Below are 21,041 nucleotides of genomic sequence, written 5' to 3'. Positions count from 1 at the left end.
GGATTGCGATGTTGGCAATCCCTCTTTTTTTCTAGTAGGCAGCACAGTTATTATGATTCGCTGATAGAATGCTTGGATTCGCTGATTGAATCTGAAAATTCGCCGATTGAACCTGAAAATTCGCCGATTGAATGCTTGGATTCGCTCAGAAAGTTCGATGATATTGCCCGATTTTGTGATTCGCTCGTTGAATGCCTGGATTCGCTCATTGAACCTGTAAATTCGCCCATTGAACCCGAAAATTCGCCCGTTGAACCCGAAAATTCGCCCGTTGAACTTGAATATTCCCTGATAGACTCCGATTTCCAGCTGATAATCCGCATAAATTCACTAATAAACACCGATTTTATTGAATTGAGGGAATATCTCCTTACATAAATCACTTTCGGAGGCTAAAAAAAATCAAATTTTCCTTTTTTTATAAAATCCCTTTCAAATCAAGGACGGAATCAAGAATATAATCCGCCCCATGTTGTTCAAATTCACTTCGCGCATCTTTTCCAGAGAGCCCTGTTAATACAGCTGCAAACTGACAGCCCATTTGTCTCGCCGCTAGCAGGTCGGCCAAAGAGTCGCCGACAACTAGAATCTCTTCACCATTTTCAATTGGCAGCACTGTATCTAAGCATTCCTGTACCGATGCCCCCTTACCTTTAAGCCCCATTATGTAAGTGTACGGATGCGGCTTCGATAAGGATTTCCATTCAGGAATCTCCGTTTCCGCCGCCAAAACCTCATCAGCGGTCACGATCCGATTTTCCTCAAAATGCTTCAACCAATCTAAATGCAGAAAGGGCTGGATCGTTTCAAGAGCTGGCCGTCCTGTTCCGATTCCAATCGTGAATCCAGCGCTAGTTAGAAATTGAAATAGCTCATCAATCTCCTCCCTCGGTGCTAACGTTGTTTCGTTTGCTAGGAAACCTTTTTTACCTGTTTGCACTGATGGTCTCCCGGTAGAAGCAAGGACATTCTCATCACCAACATACCATTCCTGTGAAACATGCTCACAAATGGACCACAGCTCTCCCTTTAAGAAGATAGATGTTTCTACACCAAGCTTTTCTCGTGCCAACTCATTCAAATACCCAAGCAACTCCTGCTTCATCGCCTGCGAGCGCTCAAAATCCGCCACAAACAAACTAAAATCCATCTTTACCGGATAATTACTCAACACCCTGCCAATCTCTAATAATGTTTCACGGTTGATTGGTGCCTGACACCATTTGTTAATTTTTTCAAATTCAGTATCCCTAATTTGCGATAGGAGGTGGATTAGTTGGTGACTGAATGATAGATAGATCATGTCCCAGTTTGCGTTTAAGCCGCGGGATTTTAATAATTTGAGAACTTTATCTCCCTCAAATACCTGTTCCCTTATTGCCTTGATTTCGGCTTCATTATAGTCAGTCTTAAACTTTTCATGTGCCAACGCTAAGTAATTACAGCTATTCAGCAGCTCCCAAACTGTTAAGGCAGAAGCATCAAAATAATGCTCTTCGCTTAAAAGTACCCCATCTACGTCAAACAAAATTGTCTTAATCATCGTTCAGCCCCTCTTTCCTAGTCTGCTTTTATACGTTATCGTAACACAGTGGAACAACGTAATTGAAGTATATTTGTTCGAAAAACAGATATATCATTACTTACGACAAAATTGGTGGCATTAATGACATATTTTTAGGCATTTACGACATAGTTTTAGCAACTTACGACACATAATCGGCCACTTACTACACATTTTATGAAACTTACGACATTCGATGGATATAACTGGTAAACAGACAAAAATTTCAGAAATGCTTACCACATATTTGGTGTACAAATGACACATCCGTTTTAATTACCATAAAAAAACCCTTAAGCTGGATTATTAGTCCAACTCAAGGGTGTCACTTCAACTTCGATTTTTCAGCGCACGACTTGTTTTTTAGTTCTTGTGATTCAAGCTCAAAATTTGTTTGGTTTACCGCCCCTCGAAAGGACAAGTATTCATAGATCCAACCCAATCGATATATATTTCACTTCTAAAAACTCTTCGATTCCGTAATGTCCGCCTTCACGGCCGAGCCCGCTCTCTTTATAGCCGCCGAATGGAGCTTGAACGACTGAAGGAAGAGAATCATTCAGACCAATGATTCCATACTCCAGCTGCTCTGTGATTCTAAAAGAACGGCTTAAATTTTCCGTATACACGTAAGCAGCCAGTCCGTAGCAAGAATCATTCGCCCGAGCAATGACTTCTTCTTCGGTTTTAAAGGTTGAGATGGGGGCGAGCGGGCCAAAGATTTCATCCTTCATACATTCCATCTCATCGTGTATATCGGTTAAAATTGTTGGGGCATAGAAATAGCCGTTTTCGGCAGAAGGTTTAAGCCCGCTGTAAGTGACTTTTCCACCCTTTTTCACGGCATCTTTGACAAGTCCGTCTACCTTTTTATAGGCAGCCTTATCAATTAATGGACCGATATCCGTATCCTCTTCCAGCCCATTACCTACCTTAAGCTTTTCTAATTCTGCTTTGAACAGTTTAATAAATGCTTCAGCTACCCCTTCTTGGACGTAAACCCGATTTGTACAAATACAGGTTTGACCTGCGTTGCGGAATTTTGATTGAACGAGCCCAACAGCTGCTTTCGCTAAATTGGCATCATCCATCACAATAAACGGGGCATTCCCGCCCAGCTCAAGTGATACCTTTTTTACATTTTCGGCTGCGCCGCGCATCAATGTTTTTCCAACCTCTGTTGAACCAGTAAAGGTAATCTTCGTTACCCGTGGGTCCTTCAGCCACACCTCTCCAATTTCTGATGATCTTCCAGTAATCACGTTTAACACGCCGGCGGGAATTCCAGCCTCATGTGCAAGCTCAACCATTTTCAAGGCGGTAAGCGGTGTTTGGTTTGCCGGTTTCACAACGGCGGTACACCCGGCAGCAAGCGCAGGAGCAACCTTTCTTGTAATCATTGCTGCAGGGAAGTTCCATGGTGTTATTGCCGCAATAACACCAACCGGCTCCTTTCGTACTAATATTCTTTTATTTGGATGGGAAGCCGGAATCGTTTCCCCATAAGTCCGTTTACCTTCCTCTGCATACCAGGAAATAAAGCCATTCGCATACTGGACCTCTCCTAGTGCCTCTTTTAACGGCTTCCCTTGCTCAATCGTCATAATCCGAGCTATTTCATGTTTGTTTTCTTCTATTAAGAGGTTCCACTTCATGAGAAGCTGATAGCGTTCATCGGCTGTTTTTTTCGACCAGGTTTTGAATGCCTTATGGGCGGCGTCAACTGCCTGCTCCGCCTCATAAGCACCACCCGTCGGTACAGCACCAACGACCTTCTTCGTCGCCGGATTGATGACTTCAGTTAATACTTCAGAATCATGTCCAATCCACTCACCGTTTAGATACATCGGATAGATTTGGTAATTCTTTTTAACAACGTCCATATGATTCCCTCCCAGTGTTTAAAGACGATGCACACTTTATTATTTATTCTTATCTACCTTATTCTACCACTTTATTCAGAATTTTTTAAAATTTATTATACGCAAAAAAGCAGTAAAATCCAATGGTTAGGATTTCACTGCTTTTTTGTATAAATTTTAATTTCCTTGGCATGCTAATAGTATTACTTCGCGAAACGGTGGTTTCCGATTGTTACAGTTACTTCACGTGAAAAAATCCATTTACTTACTGCTGTTTTTGGATTATAGAAGAATAATGAACCGTTACCTTGGCCTTTAAATGCCAATGCTTCATTTACCGCTTGCTTTGACGCGGCATCAGCAGGCTGGTTAATCGCGCCATTTTGAACTGGTGTAAAAGCATAATGGCCGCTAGACTTTTCATAAATAACACCATTAATAGTATTTGGGAAATCCTTGCTATCTACACGGTTAAGAATGACGGTAGCAACCGCTACTTTCCCTGCGTATGGTTCGCCTTTAGCCTCTGCATGAATAAGACGTGCCATCAGGTCTTTTTCAGCAGCAGTAACAGTAGAATTTGGGATTACTAGATTTTGACCAACATTAAGAGCACTGCTAGCTGCATTGTTTGCTTTCATTAAATTAGTCACCGGCACGCCGAACTTGGTAGCAATCTTCCAATACGATTCACCTGATTGTACTTTATGAGTAGTTGTTGCAGCTTCAGTTGCTCCATTTAACGTAAATGCTGACATTGATAGGATTAACCCCGTTGTAATCACTAGTTTTTTAAATTTATTCATTTTATTACCTCCAATTTGTTATCTCGTTTCCCTACTACTAAGGCTATCAGTTGTAACACTCTTATTCATCATCCAATAGATGGTAATCTAAAATCAACTAATCTAGCGCCCACCATGAAGGCATTTGTCTATTAATTGGAATTAACAACCATCGTTTTATTTTTTCTTAAAAATTACATGCATGGATAGTTATGGTGCTTTTATTACACTGTGTTTCATGCTCGTAACATATATAAGTCCGTGTTCCTTTGAAATCTTCACCAAATTGACAACAAATTCATTCATTTCATAGAGGATTTCATCTCAATCTTTGGAATAATATAAGGGAGACAATTTGAAGGAGGATTTTATTTATGGAAAATTCATTAGTCAGTGTACTTAACAAGCAAATTGCCAACTGGTCTCTTATGTATATGAAGTTACATAACTACCATTGGTATGTGAAAGGCGCTCAGTTTTTCACACTGCACGTTAAATTTGAGGAATTTTATAACGAGGCTGGTTTACATGTCGATGAATTAGCAGAACGCTTGCTGGCGATCGGCGGAAAACCTGTAGCAACCATGAAGGAATGCCTTGAAAGTTCATCACTTCAAGAAGCGTTAGGAGCTGAATCAGCTGATGAAATGGTTCAATCCGTTATCAATGATTTCTCCATTATTATTGGTGAATTAAAAGAAGGAATGAGCATTGCTGCTGAAATGAATGATGAAACAACGGGAGATATGCTGCTAGCAATTCATTCCGGTTTAGAAAAGCATGTATGGATGCTGACTGCATTTCTCGGAAAATCCATTTAAGTTTTTGTCGAACATTACTGGTTGAAAAATAAATAAAAGCCTGTCCCTCACTGCATCATTCGTTAATGCAGCAAGGGCAGGCCTCTTTCGCTTTCTATTTATTAAGCGCCGAGTTTTGAAGCTAAATTTGCTGGTTCATCTTTTGACTTCCCAGAAATAGTAAACGCGATACCCGCTGCTATTACCAGAGCTACAATCATCATAATGAATGATGAATTGAATGAACCGGTTGAATCAATCATGTAACCCATTAAGAATGGAGAAATGAAACCTGCAATCGATCCTAAACAGTTAACTGTCGCTGATCCGGATGCCATAATTTTTGCAGGCAGACTGTCAACGACCAGCGCCCAGAATCCCCCTTGGGCTAGGAACATAAAGAAGGCAGCAAGACATTGGTAAATGATAACCATTGTTAAGGATGAAGCTTGGAACATTAAATATAATGCTAAACCTCCAGCTAATGCGTTCGGGATAAATACCCATTTTCGATTTCCTTTCATTCTATCGGATATATACCCACCTAGAACGATTGCTACTGTTCCTACTAAATATGGTAATGCACTATAGATACCAGTTTTCATTAAAGAGAGACCTTTTTCGTTGATCAGATAAGATGGAAGCCATGAGGTAAAGCCCCAAAACGTAATATCAAAGAAGAACCAAATAAGTGCCATTTGCCATAAAATTGGCTTTTTTAATAGTTCTTTGAAAGATACATCAGATTTCTTTTTCCCAGAAGCCTTCTCCACCACTACATCTTCGTCTAATTCTGCAAGCTCCTCTTTGGTTATTTTGGGATGATCTTTTGGATTATCTTTAAACTTGAACCATATATAAATACCGACTGCTAGTCCTGGAAGTCCCATTACGATAAAGACAACACGCCATCCATATAACCCGATGATTGCTGCTGCCACAACCGCTGCTATTGCCGGTCCAAGCGTATTTACGGTTGATTGAATCCCCGTGGCTGTTCCACGCTGCTTACTTGGGAAGTAGGTAGCAATTGCTTTGTATGATCCACCCGGTAAACAAGCTTCACCTAAACCGAAGACAAAACGAACCAATAAGAACAAAGGATATGAGAAAATTAATCCTGTTAAAGATGTAAAAATAGACCACCAAACGATAGCAACACTTACTACCCGACGGAAACCAAATTTATCTGACAGCATTCCGCCTGGAATCTGGAACAATGCGTAGCCAGCAAAGAACATACTTAATAGTAATCCTTGAGCTGTCTTATTTAGGTTAAGGTCTTCCCCGATAAATGGCAGGGCAATCGTAATAACCATCCGATCCAGAAATGAAAATAACCAACATAACCATAGGACTAATAAAATTGAATAACGAACTTTCCACTTTTTCTTTGGCTGTACTTGAGATAAGTCACTCACCAAAATTCCCCCTTAAATAACTTCGTAGATTTGAGTCTAAGAATAAAGCGATTTCATTTTCTCAGGAATAACTATTAATTCTAACCTCTCATCTTTTCGGAAGAGGTTTTTAACTATTCCCTAAATTCATGATATATAAATGGTTGGACATTTTGTTATATTAGTCACGAAATGAACATAATTAGATATAAAACGCCTTCAAATACATACGAAGTGCAGCGAGTAAAGTTAAAAAAACGTTAAAAGGGGTTAAAAAAACATTAACATTTCCATCTGAATATAAAGATAAAATAAAAACAGCCTCGAATTTGGTTAAAAACCTAAGTATTGGCGAACCATTTTTGCATAGGAGCGACTAACTGGAACTTTCGATTGATCACAAAAAATTAAATTATAGGTGCCATTAAACCATTGTTCAATTTCAGTCACAAATTTAAGGTTGATAATATAGCCACGATGTACTCTCAGAAAAGAATGATTTTCTAATTTTTGTTCTATTTCATATAGATTTGTATCTATGGCGTATTTATCATTTACTGTTTTTACAAATACTTGGCGATTTTCTGTTCCAATATATAGAATGTTTTCGAAATCCACCAAGATAATCCGCTCATCTTTAACGACGGCCAGCTTATTTATTTTAAGGCTGGATTTCACTTCTTTTACTGGCTTTGATTGGCCGTCTTCTTTTTTTAATTGATGCCACTCCACTATTCTTTCGATTGTTTGTTCAATTCTTTTTTCGTCAAACGGCTTTAATATATAATCGACGGCATCAAGCTCGAAAGCTTTGATTGCATATTCTTCGAACGCAGTTGCAAAAACAATGAATGGCGGATTCTTTAATGAACGGAGTTGATGTGCTATTTCAATCCCATTTCCATTTGCCAAATGAATGTCTAAAAAAATTACTTCGGGCTCCAATTGATGAATCCCCAAAATGGCTTGATCTATTTCATCTGCTTCTCCAACAATCTCAATTTTATTACTTTGTAAAAGTATGTCCTTAAGGTCTTCTCGGGCAAACAACTCATCCTCAACCAAGAAAGCTCTAATCACTAGACTCTTCCTTCCTTTCATATTGGAGGGGAACAATGATTGTAATGTTTGTTCCACTGTTAACCTGGCTGTCTATAGAAAAAAAAGCTTCTGAACCAAACACTAATGATAACCTCTCCCTAATATTTTGTATCGCTATCCCTGCCCCAATATTTGAAGGTATGGGTTCGCTGCCAATAAACTTTAGCCTTTTGCTAGGAATTCCTCGACCATTATCTTTAATTAAAAGTTTAAGGAAACTTTCTTCCTCATTGTCTATCGTAATTTCAACGGTTTCCTGTTTACGTCGTTGTGAAAATCCATGAATAATTGCATTTTCAACAAGAGGTTGAATGGTGAACGGAGGGATTAATGCCATATTAACGCTTGGATTTACTGTTGTTTTAATGGTAAAACGCTCCGGAAAACGTGCTTGTACTAAAATAAAATAAGCATTTAGAGTCTCCATTTCCTTCTCAATCGGGATTAACGTCTGACTTGCCGCACTCGTATTATTGCGAAGAAAAGTACTTAACTGAAGTAGCAGGGATCTCGCAAACAAAGGATCTCTTTTGCACAGTGCGGAAATCACATTAATCGAATTAAAAAGAAAATGAGGATGAATTTGGGCTTGTAATGCTTTAATTTTTGCATTTTGCAGCAATTCTTTATGCCGTTCAGCATCACCTATTTCCAACTGGGTTGAAAACAACATGAGCAAACCTTCCGCTAATTCTAACTCTGCTTCATTTATTTTAAACGGATTTTTAAAATATAATTTGAATGTACCAATAGGTTTTTCGCCCACCACCAATGGCACAATGATGACCGCTTTCAATGGACAATTACTGTTTTTCAAGCTAATCGATTTTAAGGTATGTATTTCCCCTTTTTGGAGTACCTCTTTTACTGCGTCTTGATCAGCGTACCTCAGTAAGTGCCCATATTCTTTTCCTTCACCAACATGGGTTAAAACATCAGTTAAATCGGTAATGGCTACAGAATCAGCCTTTGTATATGTACATAGTATTTGTGCTACCTTTTCGCATGAGTCCACATTGAACCCCCGGCGAAAAAATGGCAATGTTTTATTTGCGATAAATAATGCCTTTTGGGTTTGAATGGCCTTTACTTTTTCTTCTTCGCGCACCACACTATTAAAGATTAATGCACAGATCCAAATTCCAATTCCATTTACAATGATAATCGGTAATCCAGTGAATTGAATTAATAATAAAGCCACGTTATGGGATTTCGTAAAAACAGGGATTAAAATAATTTGCAGGAACAAGATTAATACACTTATCAATAAAATAAGCGGCGGCTGCATTCGTTCTTTAATGGTAATTTTCCGATTGATCCAACCTGCCGTTAATCCACCTAGTATCGTCAGAATCAAAGTGGCTGTATTAATAAATCCGCCTAATAGATATCGATGTCCGCCTGCGATAATTCCCGCTCCCAATCCGACTGCGGGGCCGCCAAAAAGCCCGCCAATAATTACTCCGATATTACGAGTATCCGCAATTGCCTTAAAGGATTCCAGATTATGTGCCACATCTCCAGATGGTATTTTTGAAACATCAGGATGGATTGCTATACCTGTATAATTCCCTATGATTCCAAATAAACCAAATACAAAAATCATCACAATTTTGCCTTTCCAGCTTAAGTGCTGGTAAATCATTTGCCTAAAGAGATTTAGCCGGGTAATTAAGAATGCTATCGTAACAATCATGCACATCCGCCAAATCAGCTGGCTTATTAGATCTAACATCCGAAACTTCTCCTATTTTTCAAAATCCTAACTAACTTAATAAATACGGTGTGTTTAGTGCTAAGCTGCCCTTTTTCATAAAAGACGGCACTTGCCGTCTTCTTTACTTTTCGGTTGTTAAAAGTGAATATCCAATTCCTGGATAGGTACGAATAATTTTAGAAATATCGGTGCAGCCAGCCTCCTTCAGCTTTTTCCGAATTCTCGCAATTGCTACACGCAAGTACTCCACTTCATCTCGATATTCTGCTCCCCAAACCGACACGAGAATTTGTTCATGGCTGACAATTTTGTCGGCATGAATGGTAAGCTGCTCTAAAATCAAATATTCCGTATTGGTAAAGCGCATTTCTTTCTCATCCACATAGACACGTTTTTGTGCAAGATTTATATTAATCCTGCCAATGGTAATCTTCTTGTCCTCGTGAACGGTCTGTTCGAGATGCGAAGTTCTTCGTAAAACGGCCTTCACTCTGGCAAATAACTCTTCAAGCGAAAAGGGCTTTGTTAAATAATCATCGGCCCCACGTTCAAAGCCTTCCACCAAATCGTTTGAATTGCTGCGGGCAGTCAAGATAATGACCGGAACGTTGGAAAATTTTCGCAGCCTTTCTAGTACGGTGAACCCATCCATGTTGGGCATCATAATATCCAGCAGGACTAAATCAAGTTCATGCAAATCAAAGTTATCAAGAAACTGTTCACCATCTGAGAACGTTTCTACTTTATATCCAAGAGAAAGTAAATTTGCCTTTATGAATCGGACAATTTTTGGTTCGTCATCTACGATTGCAATTTTATGATTCATAACTACCTCCATGATCTCCCTCGTTAATCGGGAGCTTCATCGTAAAAATACTTCCCTTTCCAGGTTCACTTTCGACTAGTATATCACCATTATGTTCTTTCATTAATCCAAGGCAAATCGACAGACCGAGACCAGTTCCTCCCGTTTTCCGCTGCGGCGAATTGTCGACCCTATAAAAACGATCAAATATTTTTTTGCTAAGTTCCTTTGAAATACCAATTCCGTTATCCTTAACATGAATAAATACATCCTTGGGTCCGGCCTCCACAGTTAATAACACCTGCTTCTTAGGTGAGTCATTGTGCACAAGTCCGTTCATAATCAAATTTAACAGCACTTGTTGAAGGCGTTTTTTATCTCCATAAAGCAAGGAAATGTGCGACTGAGTATCTTCGTCATAACGCACTTTATCACTTGCTGCGATTTCGCGTGGCAGCTGATCCAAGGTACTTGAAATCAACTGTGAAATTGGAAAATAACCCTTATTTAAAGACATGGTTCCCATTTCGATTTTCTTGATATCGAACCAGACAGAAATTAAATCCTGCAGATGCAAAATATCTTCATGGATTCCCTGCAGAAGCTCCTGTTTGAAGTCTTCTTCCCAGTCGGCATCCTGCCTCATTAGCGTTTCCACGCTGCCGCGGATGTTCGTAATCGGTGTCTTAAATTCATGGCTGGCAATCGTAATTAAATTGCTCTTTAGCTGGTCAATCTCTTCCTCTTTCGTAATGTCACGAAGCAAATAGCCATTACCAATAAAGCCTGTTTCAGAATACACACTAAATTTGTTCAACATAATATATTTTAGCTGATTCTCATATTCAATTGTCAGTTTTTTAGTTATATCCTCTGATTGTAATAACTCATCCACATTATTATTTTTTGAAACACTTACCTTTTGGATGAAAGCAATTAAATCTACTTCTGTCTTAAGGCTATCTGACCCAATTCCACAAAAAAGATGACTAGTAACAAATTCATTTTGGTAAACAATATTTTTATTGTTATCAACTAGGATGATTCCTTCAGACATACTTTTTAATACAGCATTCAGCCGGGCATGCTGGTCCTTATCTTCCTCAAAATTGAATTTTCCTTTATTCATCATGGAAAATTGCACCTCTGACTCCTTCATTAAATGGTTACCCCCCATTCTAAAAAATTCACTTATTATTAAAAACCCCTATATGCTTATTACATACAGGGGCTTAGTGGTGATTTAGTTTGTAACTGCTGCTTCGCGATTCATTACGATGCGTGTACCAGTTTTTCCTTGAAGAGCATCCTGAAGTTTATCAATCGATGTAATGATAACGTTCTTTCCGCCTTTTTGCAGGAATAAAACAGCTGCCTCAATTTTCGGTCCCATACTTCCTTTTGGAAAATGACCTTCATCCATATAGCGGAGTGCATCATCAGCTGTCATTTCTAATAAGTTTTGTTGCTGTGGTGTGCCAAAATGAATGGCAACTTGTTCCACACCTGTTAAGATAAATAAATAATCTGCATTAATTTCAGCAGCAAGCAGTGCGCTTGCAAAGTCTTTATCGATGACAGCTTCTGTACCTTCAAGCATACCGTTATTCTCGATAACTGGAATTCCGCCGCCTCCAGCTGTAATAACAGTAATGTCCTTCTCAAGCAATGCTTCAATTGCCTCTTTTTCAACAATTTTGATTGGCTTTGGAGAAGCAACTACACGTCTGTACCCTCTGCCGCTATCTTCGATAAAAGTTAGCTTTTCGGTTTTAAGAATTTCTTCCATTTCTTCCTTAGAATAAAATGGTCCAATTGGTTTAGTTGGAGCTTCAAACGCTGGATCATCTTTAGAAACAATTGCTTGCGTAACAACGGTTGCAACTGTCTTACTAATATTACGCTCAACCATTTTATTTCTAAATGCCTGCTGAATTAAATAACCCAAGTTACCTTGAGTTTCCGCATCACACACATCTAAAGGATAAGCTGGAACGACTGCTTCAGCCATTTTAGTTTTAATTAACGTGTTGCCAACTTGTGGACCATTTCCGTGAGTGATAACTACAGTGTGGCCCTGTTCGATTAACCCGAGGACAGGTTCACAGCTTTCATTAATATTTGCTTGCTGTTCTTCAATCGAACCCTTTTGTCCTTCTTTAATAATTGCATTGCCGCCGATAGCTAGGACAATTTTACTCATGTAACATCTCTCCAATGTTGTAATATAATTTTATTGTTCATTTGGGTTTTTAAAGGCCAGCATCCCGATAAGAATACCGAATAGTGTATCCAATCCCGAACTGTGGCCGACTTCAAGCAAGTTCTGAAAGGCCTTATTGAAGGTAGAATCATCACCGCTGGCAAGTGAGTTCACCAACTCGGTAACGGTTGAGCCAAATTCATGCCGAATCGCATACCGTAAATATTCCCTGCTCACATCCGTTGTGATTGGCTCACTCTCCAGCAGCTCTGAAAGCTGTTGGTAAAATAGTGCAGAAATAAAATTGGAAGTGGCATCAAAAGCTAATAAACCGACGATCATGTCGTCACCTGATGGAGTCAGGCCTTTTCCCCTGCCAAGGAAATACCTAAGGGTCTTCTCAATTAAATAACGGTCACTCGACATCACCACTTCGATCAACATGACCAAATATGATTCAGGTCCGAACCACTTCTTTTCGCCGATACCATTAAACCTTTTTAAAAATTGATTTATATCGATATCCAACCCAGTTAATTCTTCCATTGTGCTTAATTGCGCGCAAAGATTTTCAAAGCCAATTTCGAAGACCTGGTTGCTTTTTAAAGAGGTTAATTCATTTTTAAATCTGTGACCCTTTTCCAGGCTGATTGAAAGGCTTGAAAATTCCAAAGAATTCGTTCTTGTATTCCAGAAAACGGCTTCTCCGTTATTCACGACTGAAACGGCCCTTAAAGTGTCTACTTCTAGAAGATGAATCCCAAATGGAAGCAGCCCGTTTTTTTTATTGCCAATAAAAACGAGAGAGTCATCCATTTTAATATTAAAGCCATTTTTAAAAATACTATGAACATGACCATTGCCCTTTTTACTAAGAAGGAGAGGAATTAGATCACTATATCCCTCTCCAAAAAGAGTACTTTTAATCATTTATTCTGCAGCAGGTTCAATTAAACCAAGTTTAACTGCATAAGCATCAATCGCTTTTTCGAAGCAAGCTAATGGAGCACGAACAGTACCTGCACCGATTTGGCCAACTCCTGCTTCTTTATGAGCAATACCAGTGTTGATTACAGGCTCAATTCCAGTTTCAACAACTTTTCTTGCATCGATTCCTAGGCAAGAACCTTTGAAATCCCAAGTTGGAATCGAGAAGTTAGAGTTATGATCGATACAAATTTCCATCATTTCATTACTTGTTTTAACTGCATCGTCCATACCGCCAGCACCTACGAAACGTGTAACACCAGGAGCAGCGATCATTGCAAAACCACCTACACCAAATGTTTCAGTGATTGCACTGTCACCCATGTCAGGGCAAGCCATGTCTTGATCATATCCAGTAAAGAATAGACCTTGTGGTGTATTAACTGGTGCAGTAAACCATTGATCACCCATACCAGCAATACGGATTCCGAATTCGTAACCGTTACGGCACATTGCTGTTACAACTGTACCATGTTGAACCGTTCTAGCTGTGTCCATTACTGCTTTCGTCGTTGCCATCGCAATGTTTAAGAAGAATTGGTCTGTATCAGCTAAGAATTTAATAACATCTTGCTTATCTTTATCAGTTGCATCTGTTTGGATAATGTATGGAGCAATATCTTTTAGGAAAATAAGTGATCCAGCAATATTACGTTGGTGGAACTCATCTCCCATTGTAATTGCTTTTGCCATCGCAACGTTCACGTTTAAGCCGTCGCCTTTTACTTTAAGTGCTTTAGCAATGACAGGGCCTAGTACATCTCTAAACCATCCAAGGCGGTTGATTACTTCCTGAGAATAGGCACCGAAACGAAGAACTGCACCAATTCCTTCATTCATTGTGCAATATGCGCGATTTCCACCATCACGATTTTCAACGACAAGAACAGGCATGCTTCCAGAAGTGATACCACCCATTGGGCCGACAGCATCAACATGGTGACATGGAATGAATTCTATTTCGCCATTTTTAAGCATTGCAAATGCTTCGTCAGAGTTCGTTGCCCAACCTTCAAAAAGGGTCGCACCTACACAAGATCCTTGCATCGGGCTAGTCATGTTTTCCCATTTGATAGGTGGTCCCGCATGAAGTAATACTTTTCCATTTAATTCTTTAATCACAGATTTAGCTGGAACGACATCCACTAAAAATGGTGAGCTTGATACAACTTTATCGATTACCGCTCGGTTTGCTTCATCAATTGTTTTAAATTGTCCGTACATTATGCTTTCCTCCTGAAAATTCAATGTTAGTGCAAATTCGTTTAGCCTTTGGTTTAGCGAAGTACACTTAAGACTTTGCGCATTCTTTCATTACCACCGGCTACTGGACGCCAGTCGAATTGAACAGCTCTGCCGCCGTTAGCTGTAATAGATTCTGTGAATTTCTTTAAACCTACGTTGATCACGCTTGGCTTTTCGTTCAGGAATTTTTCAATTGCTGAAGAAATGGTGATTTCAGCTTTTGGAGCCTCAACTTTTGCAGGAACAACTTCTTTATCTGCTTCTTCAACCTTAATATCAAGCATTGCTAAAGCTGTGCGAATTGCTTGGTTATTACTGTCTCTTAGGATAACCCCAGCTTTCTCAAGCTTTGCTTTTTGTTCTTGAATGTTTTGCGGATCTTGATCTGTTCCACATACAGTCGCAACAAAGTAAATATTTCTGCCGTTTTCCTGTGCCGCTTTTTGGATTTTTTCGATACCAGGAAGTAACGCGCCAGCCATATCTTCATGTGAACCGTAACCAAGAACAACATCGAATAGGATAATCGCTGTTTGCTCATCCTGCGCTGCTTTTTGGAAGAATTCAATTCTTGTATTTGGGTCTATCATTGGGTGTGGTTTACCTTGTGTGTAAATATCATCACCTAGGTCAGCTACTTCAAAGCCATTTGCCTTTAATAGGTAACCATCTTCATGATGTTCGCTTTTTCCAAGTCCAAGACCTCTGCTGATTAAAGTAGCCGCTTCATAGCCAAGAGTACCACCAGAATAAAGTCCTTTGATTGTTTTTTGTTCAGGCTTTAAGTCTACAGCCGGTACTTCAAGGTTGTACTGATAGTAGTTTGCTTTCACCGCATTTCCTTTTGCAAGGTCTACAGAGATTGCAGCTGTTTCTTCAAGGGTGTTCGCATAGTAGAAATTTCCTTCATGTGCATGCGGCTCTTCACCAAGGAAGATGGCAACTACTGGTTTTGAAACGCTTTGAAGTAATTGAACAACTTCATCACGTACTTCTTTTGCAGGTGGCTTAGAAATAAGTGTGATGACTTCTGTTTGCTTATGGTTTGCTAACCCTTTGATTGCATCTAACATCGTAATCGCACCAATTTTATCAGAAAGGTCACGTCCACCTGTTCCAATCGCATGCGTAACACCGCCGCCAAGACGATCGATTTGAACCGTTACTTCCTGAATTCCAGTTCCGGAAGCCCCAACAATACCAATATTCCCTTGCTTTACAACGTTTGCAAATGCAAGCGGTACACCGGAGACAATTTCAGTGCCACAGTCTGGACCCATAACAAGTAGGCCTTTTTCATGCGCCTTTTCTTTAATACGGCGCTCATCTTCGATTGACACGTTATCACTAAAGATTAAGACATGCATGTCATTGTCAAGTGCTTTCTCAGCTTCTTCAGCCGCATATTGACCTGGAGTAGAAATAAGCGCAATATTTGCATTTGGTAAAGCTTTAAGTGCCTTATCCCATGTACGTACTGTTTCGAATTCTTCCTTGCTTCCTGCAATTGCTTGATTGTTTAAATATTGATCAACCTCATCAAGAACTTCTTGAATTTTGTCTTCAGAGTCTGTATCAACAACGATACACATATCATTAGCAGCAGCTTTTTCAAGCTCTTCAGTGTGGAGACCTGCAGTTTTGAAGATATCTTTATTGGCCGGAGTTCCCATCATGATTTGTACCTTGTTAATTCCGTCCATAGTGGAAATTTTATTGGTGAGAAGCATCAGGTTAACTGAATCCTGGTAGGAATTCTCTTTGATAATCGTATAAAGCATTAATGAACGCACCTCTTTAATATATTTTTCGCTTTCATAATAAGCGGGGATATAAAGCATTTGTTCCTCTGTAATGGTAAGGTTTTTCACCTTGCAATGTAATAAAAAACAATACATACACATTAAAAATTCGTTAAAACAATTTTTGTTATATTCTTATGAATTTTCACTCTTTTGCTGATTTAAAAGAGCGGCTAAAAATGGAAGCCGCCCTTTTAATAGAGATTATTTACGATTATTTTGCAAAAGGGCTTTTATTATCATAAGCGTTGTTGTGAACAACATCTGATGTTAAATATTCATAAATATGATCAACAATTTCAATGCCATCTACTTCTGATTTATTTTCTCTATCCGCACTTCTTTGTCCAGGATAGTATACTTTATCAAATCCTGTAGCTGGCTTAATTGAATTCAGATCGTTCATTGTTTGAGCAACACTTTCTTTGAAGGTGTTAATTCCTGCAAAACGTTCTGGATCAATGACAATATGCAACTGACCAAGATTTCTTCCTTCAGTTAGATCATGATACATCGAACTCACCTTATTTCCGAAGGGAAGGCCTAATAGGATTCCGGATAATACGTCGACCATCATCATTAACCCGTATCCTTTTGGACCGGCGATTGGCAATAACGCATTAACTTTAAATGGGTCTGTTGTACCCGCGCCTTCGCTATCTACTGCCCAGCCTTCAGAAATAGGTTTATTTTTGGATCTGGCATCAAGAATTTTCCCCCATGCCTGAACGGTTGTAGCCATATCGATAATAATATGTTCTCCATTCTTTCCAGGAGCCGCAAAGGCAATAGGGTTCGTCCCATAATAAGGTTCTGCTCCGCCAAATGGCACTGCCATTGGGTCTGATTGACAAACTGAAATTGCAACCAGGTCCTGATCAGCGGCCTGTTCAACAAAGTATGACAGCGCACCGCTATGGCCCATACGTCGCATGCCTACTATGGCAATACCATTTTCCTTGGCGATTTTTATCGCTTCATCCATCCCTAATTTCGCCACAACATGTCCCGCTCCATTATCTCCATCAAAAATGGCTGTGCATGGACCAGTTTTAGTAAACGTAAAATTCGGATTATGGGTGATACCGCCTTTTGCAATTCTTTCGGCATAATATTCTACCCGCATTGCTCCGTGGGAATGATATCCTCTTGCATCAGCATGAACAAGAACATCGGCTACAATACCAGCATGATCCACTGTTAAACCTGCTTTATGAAGCTTTGTGACAATTAGATCCTTTAATTGCTCTTTTGTTACCCTCATCCCTTGCACCTCTTCGACTTTGAGAATTGTCTAGCTCCAGCGCCCTAGCGACTAGTGTCCTTCGCTCTCCGCCCTACGATAAGTCAACACGAATCGCCTCCGGCTCTTCGTGTTTCCTTTATCTCAGTTGGAGCGCTCCAGGCCATACGCCGCTGAACAGGGCGCTTGCGCTTTTCTATTCAGCAAATGGGTTTTTGTGATCGTATTGATTGTTATGGATTGTATCAGAGATTAAATATTCATAAATATCATCAACGATTTCAATGCCATTTTCCTTGTATTCTGCTATTACTACATCATTATTTTGCCCAGGATACAGTACTTTTGAAAAGCCTGTTGCAGGTTTAATCTGATTTAGATCTTCCATCGTATTAGAAATATTTTGTTTGAAATCCATTAGGCCCGTAAAGAATGCTGGGTTAATCACAATATGAAGTTGTCCCAATTTACGATATTCGGATAAATTCTCATACATGGAAGAAACCTTGTTTCCAAAAGGAAGTCCTAGAAGAATTCCAGATAATATATCCACCATCATTCCCAGACCATATCCCTTAGGTCCGGATATTGGCAATAACGCACTTACTTTAAATGGATCTGTTGTCGGTTCGCCCTTTTCATCCACTGCCCATGTATCTGGAATTGACTCATTTTTTGATCTTGCATGAAGGATTTTCCCCCAAGCTTGAACCGTAGTCGCCATATCTAACGTGATTTTTCTTCCATCAGCACTTGGTGCAGCAAAGGCAATTGGGTTGGTGCCATAATAAGGCTCGGCCCCTCCAAATGGGACCACCATCGGATCGGATTGGCAAACAGAAAATCCAATTAAATCTGCTTCTGCTGCTTGATGGGTAAAATAAGAGATTGCACCGCTATGGGACATATCTCTCACCCCAACGATTGCTACTCCATTTTCTTTTGCCATATTGATGGCTTCAGCCATTGCCAGTTTCGCAGCGGCATGTCCATTGCCGCCATCAGCATGAAAAACTGCCGAACAAGGGCCTGTTTTTTCAAACTTAAATTCAGGATTAGTATTTATTCCGCCCTTGGCAATTCTTTCAGCATAGTACTCTACACGCATTGCCCCGTGTGAATGAATTCCTCGTTCATCAGCAAATACAAGGACATCTGCTGCAATTTCAGCATGTTCCTCATTAAGCCCTGCTTTTTGAAGCTTCGTTTTGATTAGATCTGTTAATTTTTCTTTTGTAACTCTCATTTAGGCACCTACTTTTCAGTAAAAAACTTGTTGTAAATTATAATGATGCGTCTCTGTTGCAATCTTTAGAGTAAACGTATGCTAATGGCTCTCTGCCAACTGCATATGCTGCTTGATGAACATAAGGTCCCATAAAAATGTAATCACCTTTTTTAACTGGAATCCATTCGTTATCAAGATTGTACATGCCTTCTCCAGACAGTAAATACGCTCCATGTTCTTGAACGTGAGTTTCGATAAACGGATGGCTCGCCGCCGGGTCAAACGATAAAATATGGAAGTTCATATCGAAATCAAGATCGGCTGGTAAAAGATCTTTAATATGAACATTGTGCATGTCATCATAATCTCTGAATTCGATTTGATTTGCGTGTCCGGAAACAACCCATGGCTTGCGTCCTTCAAGCGGTTTATATTTTTGCTTATATAGGAATAAGCGTGAGTCACCAGCTTCAAGGTTTTCTAAATACATTTTTACTCCAGGCGGGCAATATAAATAGCCGCTGCCTTCAAGAACATGCTCCTCTTCGCCAGCTGTTGCTTTCACTTTTCCCTCAAGTACATAGACAAATGATTCTACATCTTCTTGGCCGCAGAAGCCTTCGCTATTCTTTCCGCCTTCGTGCATGGTAATGATGTAGTCAACAAAGCTTGCACCAAGCTTTGGTGAGCCTAGAATGGACATTGAGCAATTCTCAAATCCTGGGACAACATTATTTACCAAACCCTCAGGGGCGATTAAAGCGTACAACCCGTGTTTAATAATTGATCTGCTTGAAAGTAAATCTTTTGGATAACCCATGTTTCATATCTCCTCTACAATATATTTATTTGATCCAGCTTCTCAGCGCCAAGGCGCTTTTTTTCTAATTTATTTATATCCCAATTCATAAAGGGCGCCAATTAGTCCCTTAACACCCTCTGCTAAATCTGAAGGTTTCGTATATTCGGCCGGGTTATGGCTGATTCCTTTGTGACTAGGGACAAATAGCATGGCTGTAGGTACAAATGGAGCAAAAATTTGTGAGTCATGCCCTGCACCACTGTGCATTACCTTGAAATTCAAGCCATTTTCTTTAAATTGGTTCTCGATTAATTCCACTACTGTTGTATCCATTGGAACCGGGTCAGCATCCATCCACATATCAATGGTTGTTTCAACACCATGTTCTTTTGAAATTTCATTCATTCGTGCAGTTATTTTTTCTGTAAACGATACGAGTGCCTCTTTTTCCGTGTGGCGGACATCGATGGTGAAAATCGCCTTTCCTGGCACCACATTCACGATGTTAGGCTGCGCTTCAATTTTACCAACCGTAGTTACAAGCGGATCTCCCGCTTCTCTGGCCATTGTAATCATTTCAAAAACCATTTGGCTGGCAGCGTAGAGTGCGTCTTTTCGATATCCCATTGGAGTTGTACCAGCATGGTTCGCTTCACCGTTAACTTCAACAGTAAATCGTCTTTGACCAACAATATTGTTGACAACAGCTACTGGTATTTTTTCCGTTTCTAAGACACTGCCTTGTTCAACATGAAGCTCAACAAATGCTTTTAAATCATTGCGCGGAGCTTTTGACTCATCCTTGAAATTAAAGCCTGATTCTTTCATTGCTTCAACAAATGGGATACCATCAAAATCGGTAATGTTTTCAACATCTTCACGCCGAGCGATACCTACGATATTTTTAGAGCCCCAAAAAGCATATGGGAAACGGCTGCCCTCTTCTTCTGCCATGGAAACTACCTCAATATTACGCAGTGGCTGTCCATATTTTTGCTTTAAATATTTTAAAGCCAATATACCAGCAACTACACCATACGCACCATCATAGAGGCCGCCATTTTTTACGGTATCTACGTGTGAACCAGTAAGAACTGTCTCATCCGTATTTTTTCCTTTTAACGTCCCAAATAAATTGCCAATTTCATCAAAGCCGGCTTCAAGGCCTTCTTCTTCGATCCAGCCTTTTAAAGCGTGCTGTGCTTGGGCCCACTCTTTTGAATATAGAAGACGTGAAACTCCGCCAGCAGGATCTTTCCCAAATTCCCCCAGCCATTCAAGTCTTCCAACTAATTCTTTTTGTAAATCATCCATTGCATCTACCCCCCAAAAAACATTTTACAGAGATATAAATTTCTTTTTCTTTCCTCTTATATTGTAAGCATTTTCAGCTAAAATATCATTATGACTATTGGATAAAGATGATTTGTTTTTTTGTCCAAAATGGATAAATAAAATGAATAACAAAAAGGAGCAAGCCGCTGCTCACTCCTTTTT

General features: G+C 39.7%; 17 protein-coding genes. 1 reads left to right on the top strand and 16 read right to left on the bottom strand.

The features are described 5' to 3' along the window. Positions 1 to 418: 418 nt before the first annotated feature. From AA980_RS09660 to AA980_RS09650, 3 genes are all read right to left on the bottom strand, one after another. On the bottom strand, positions 419 to 1,543 hold the full coding sequence (locus AA980_RS09660) for an HAD family hydrolase (RefSeq protein ID WP_024029336.1): 1,125 nt from the start codon (positions 1,541 to 1,543) through the stop codon (positions 419 to 421). A 446-nt stretch (positions 1,544 to 1,989) separates the two neighbouring features. Next, positions 1,990 to 3,411: an NAD-dependent succinate-semialdehyde dehydrogenase gene (locus AA980_RS09655; protein ID WP_152681120.1), complete on the bottom strand. Its 1,422-nt coding sequence runs from the start codon at positions 3,409 to 3,411 to the stop codon at positions 1,990 to 1,992. Positions 3,412 to 3,629: 218 nt separating this feature from the next. Then, positions 3,630 to 4,232 carry a cell wall hydrolase gene (locus AA980_RS09650; protein WP_024029338.1) on the bottom strand — a complete coding sequence of 201 codons (603 nt, stop codon included), beginning with the start codon at positions 4,230 to 4,232 and terminating at the stop codon, positions 3,630 to 3,632. A 353-nt stretch (positions 4,233 to 4,585) separates the two neighbouring features. Between AA980_RS09650 and AA980_RS09645 the strand changes: the two genes are divergently transcribed. After that, positions 4,586 to 5,032: a Dps family protein gene (locus tag AA980_RS09645; RefSeq protein ID WP_024029339.1), complete on the top strand. Its 447-nt coding sequence runs from the start codon at positions 4,586 to 4,588 to the stop codon at positions 5,030 to 5,032. A gap of 101 nt (positions 5,033 to 5,133) precedes the next feature. Here the strand turns inward: AA980_RS09645 and AA980_RS09640 are convergent, their stop codons facing one another. The 13 genes from AA980_RS09640 to allC all read right to left on the bottom strand — a co-directional run bounded on the left by AA980_RS09640 (position 5,134) and on the right by allC (position 20,858). Next, on the bottom strand, positions 5,134 to 6,432 hold the full coding sequence (locus AA980_RS09640; protein WP_024029340.1) for an MFS transporter: 1,299 nt from the start codon (positions 6,430 to 6,432) through the stop codon (positions 5,134 to 5,136). A 312-nt stretch (positions 6,433 to 6,744) separates the two neighbouring features. Beyond that, positions 6,745 to 7,491, bottom strand: coding sequence for a LytR/AlgR family response regulator transcription factor (locus AA980_RS09635; protein ID WP_024029341.1), 747 nt, complete (start codon positions 7,489 to 7,491; stop codon positions 6,745 to 6,747). Beyond that, positions 7,484 to 9,247 carry a LytS/YhcK type 5TM receptor domain-containing protein gene (locus AA980_RS09630; RefSeq protein WP_024029342.1) on the bottom strand — a complete coding sequence of 588 codons (1,764 nt, stop codon included), beginning with the start codon at positions 9,245 to 9,247 and terminating at the stop codon, positions 7,484 to 7,486. The genes AA980_RS09635 and AA980_RS09630 overlap by 8 nt, the downstream gene beginning before the upstream one ends. A gap of 103 nt (positions 9,248 to 9,350) precedes the next feature. Further along, positions 9,351 to 10,055, bottom strand: coding sequence for a response regulator transcription factor (locus AA980_RS09625; protein ID WP_024029343.1), 705 nt, complete (start codon positions 10,053 to 10,055; stop codon positions 9,351 to 9,353). Continuing rightward, entirely contained in the window at positions 10,045 to 11,193 is a 1,149-nt protein-coding gene (locus AA980_RS09620; RefSeq protein WP_024029344.1) for a sensor histidine kinase, read from the bottom strand. The genes AA980_RS09625 and AA980_RS09620 overlap by 11 nt, the downstream gene beginning before the upstream one ends. A gap of 84 nt (positions 11,194 to 11,277) precedes the next feature. Beyond that, positions 11,278 to 12,237 carry a carbamate kinase gene (arcC, locus tag AA980_RS09615; RefSeq protein ID WP_024029345.1) on the bottom strand — a complete coding sequence of 320 codons (960 nt, stop codon included), beginning with the start codon at positions 12,235 to 12,237 and terminating at the stop codon, positions 11,278 to 11,280. A gap of 30 nt (positions 12,238 to 12,267) precedes the next feature. After that, positions 12,268 to 13,167, bottom strand: a complete 900-nt coding sequence (locus AA980_RS09610) for a DUF2877 domain-containing protein (RefSeq protein ID WP_024029346.1) — start codon at positions 13,165 to 13,167, stop codon at positions 12,268 to 12,270. Then, a complete protein-coding gene (locus AA980_RS09605; RefSeq protein WP_024029347.1) occupies positions 13,168 to 14,448 on the bottom strand; it encodes a YlbE family protein in 1,281 nt (426 codons plus the stop codon). Between the two features lie 53 nt (positions 14,449 to 14,501). Next, positions 14,502 to 16,250: an acyl-CoA synthetase FdrA gene (fdrA, locus tag AA980_RS09600; RefSeq protein ID WP_034724411.1), complete on the bottom strand. Its 1,749-nt coding sequence runs from the start codon at positions 16,248 to 16,250 to the stop codon at positions 14,502 to 14,504. A gap of 235 nt (positions 16,251 to 16,485) precedes the next feature. Continuing rightward, on the bottom strand, positions 16,486 to 17,535 hold the full coding sequence (gene allD, locus AA980_RS09595; RefSeq protein ID WP_024029349.1) for an ureidoglycolate dehydrogenase: 1,050 nt from the start codon (positions 17,533 to 17,535) through the stop codon (positions 16,486 to 16,488). 175 nt (positions 17,536 to 17,710) lie between these two features. Continuing rightward, a complete protein-coding gene (allD, locus tag AA980_RS09590) occupies positions 17,711 to 18,760 on the bottom strand; it encodes an ureidoglycolate dehydrogenase (RefSeq protein ID WP_024029525.1) in 1,050 nt (349 codons plus the stop codon). A gap of 37 nt (positions 18,761 to 18,797) precedes the next feature. After that, entirely contained in the window at positions 18,798 to 19,562 is a 765-nt protein-coding gene (allE, locus tag AA980_RS09585; RefSeq protein ID WP_024029526.1) for a (S)-ureidoglycine aminohydrolase, read from the bottom strand. Positions 19,563 to 19,631: 69 nt separating this feature from the next. Further along, positions 19,632 to 20,858 carry an allantoate deiminase gene (gene allC, locus AA980_RS09580; RefSeq protein WP_024029527.1) on the bottom strand — a complete coding sequence of 409 codons (1,227 nt, stop codon included), beginning with the start codon at positions 20,856 to 20,858 and terminating at the stop codon, positions 19,632 to 19,634. Between the last annotated feature and the right edge of the window lie 183 nt (positions 20,859 to 21,041).

It is taken from the genome of Neobacillus vireti, from assembly GCF_001026695.1.
GTDB classification, from domain to species: Bacteria; Bacillota; Bacilli; order Bacillales; family Cytobacillaceae; genus Neobacillus; species Neobacillus vireti.
Note: the sequence above shows the minus strand (reverse complement) of the source record. Positions and strands in the feature narration are given on the sequence as shown.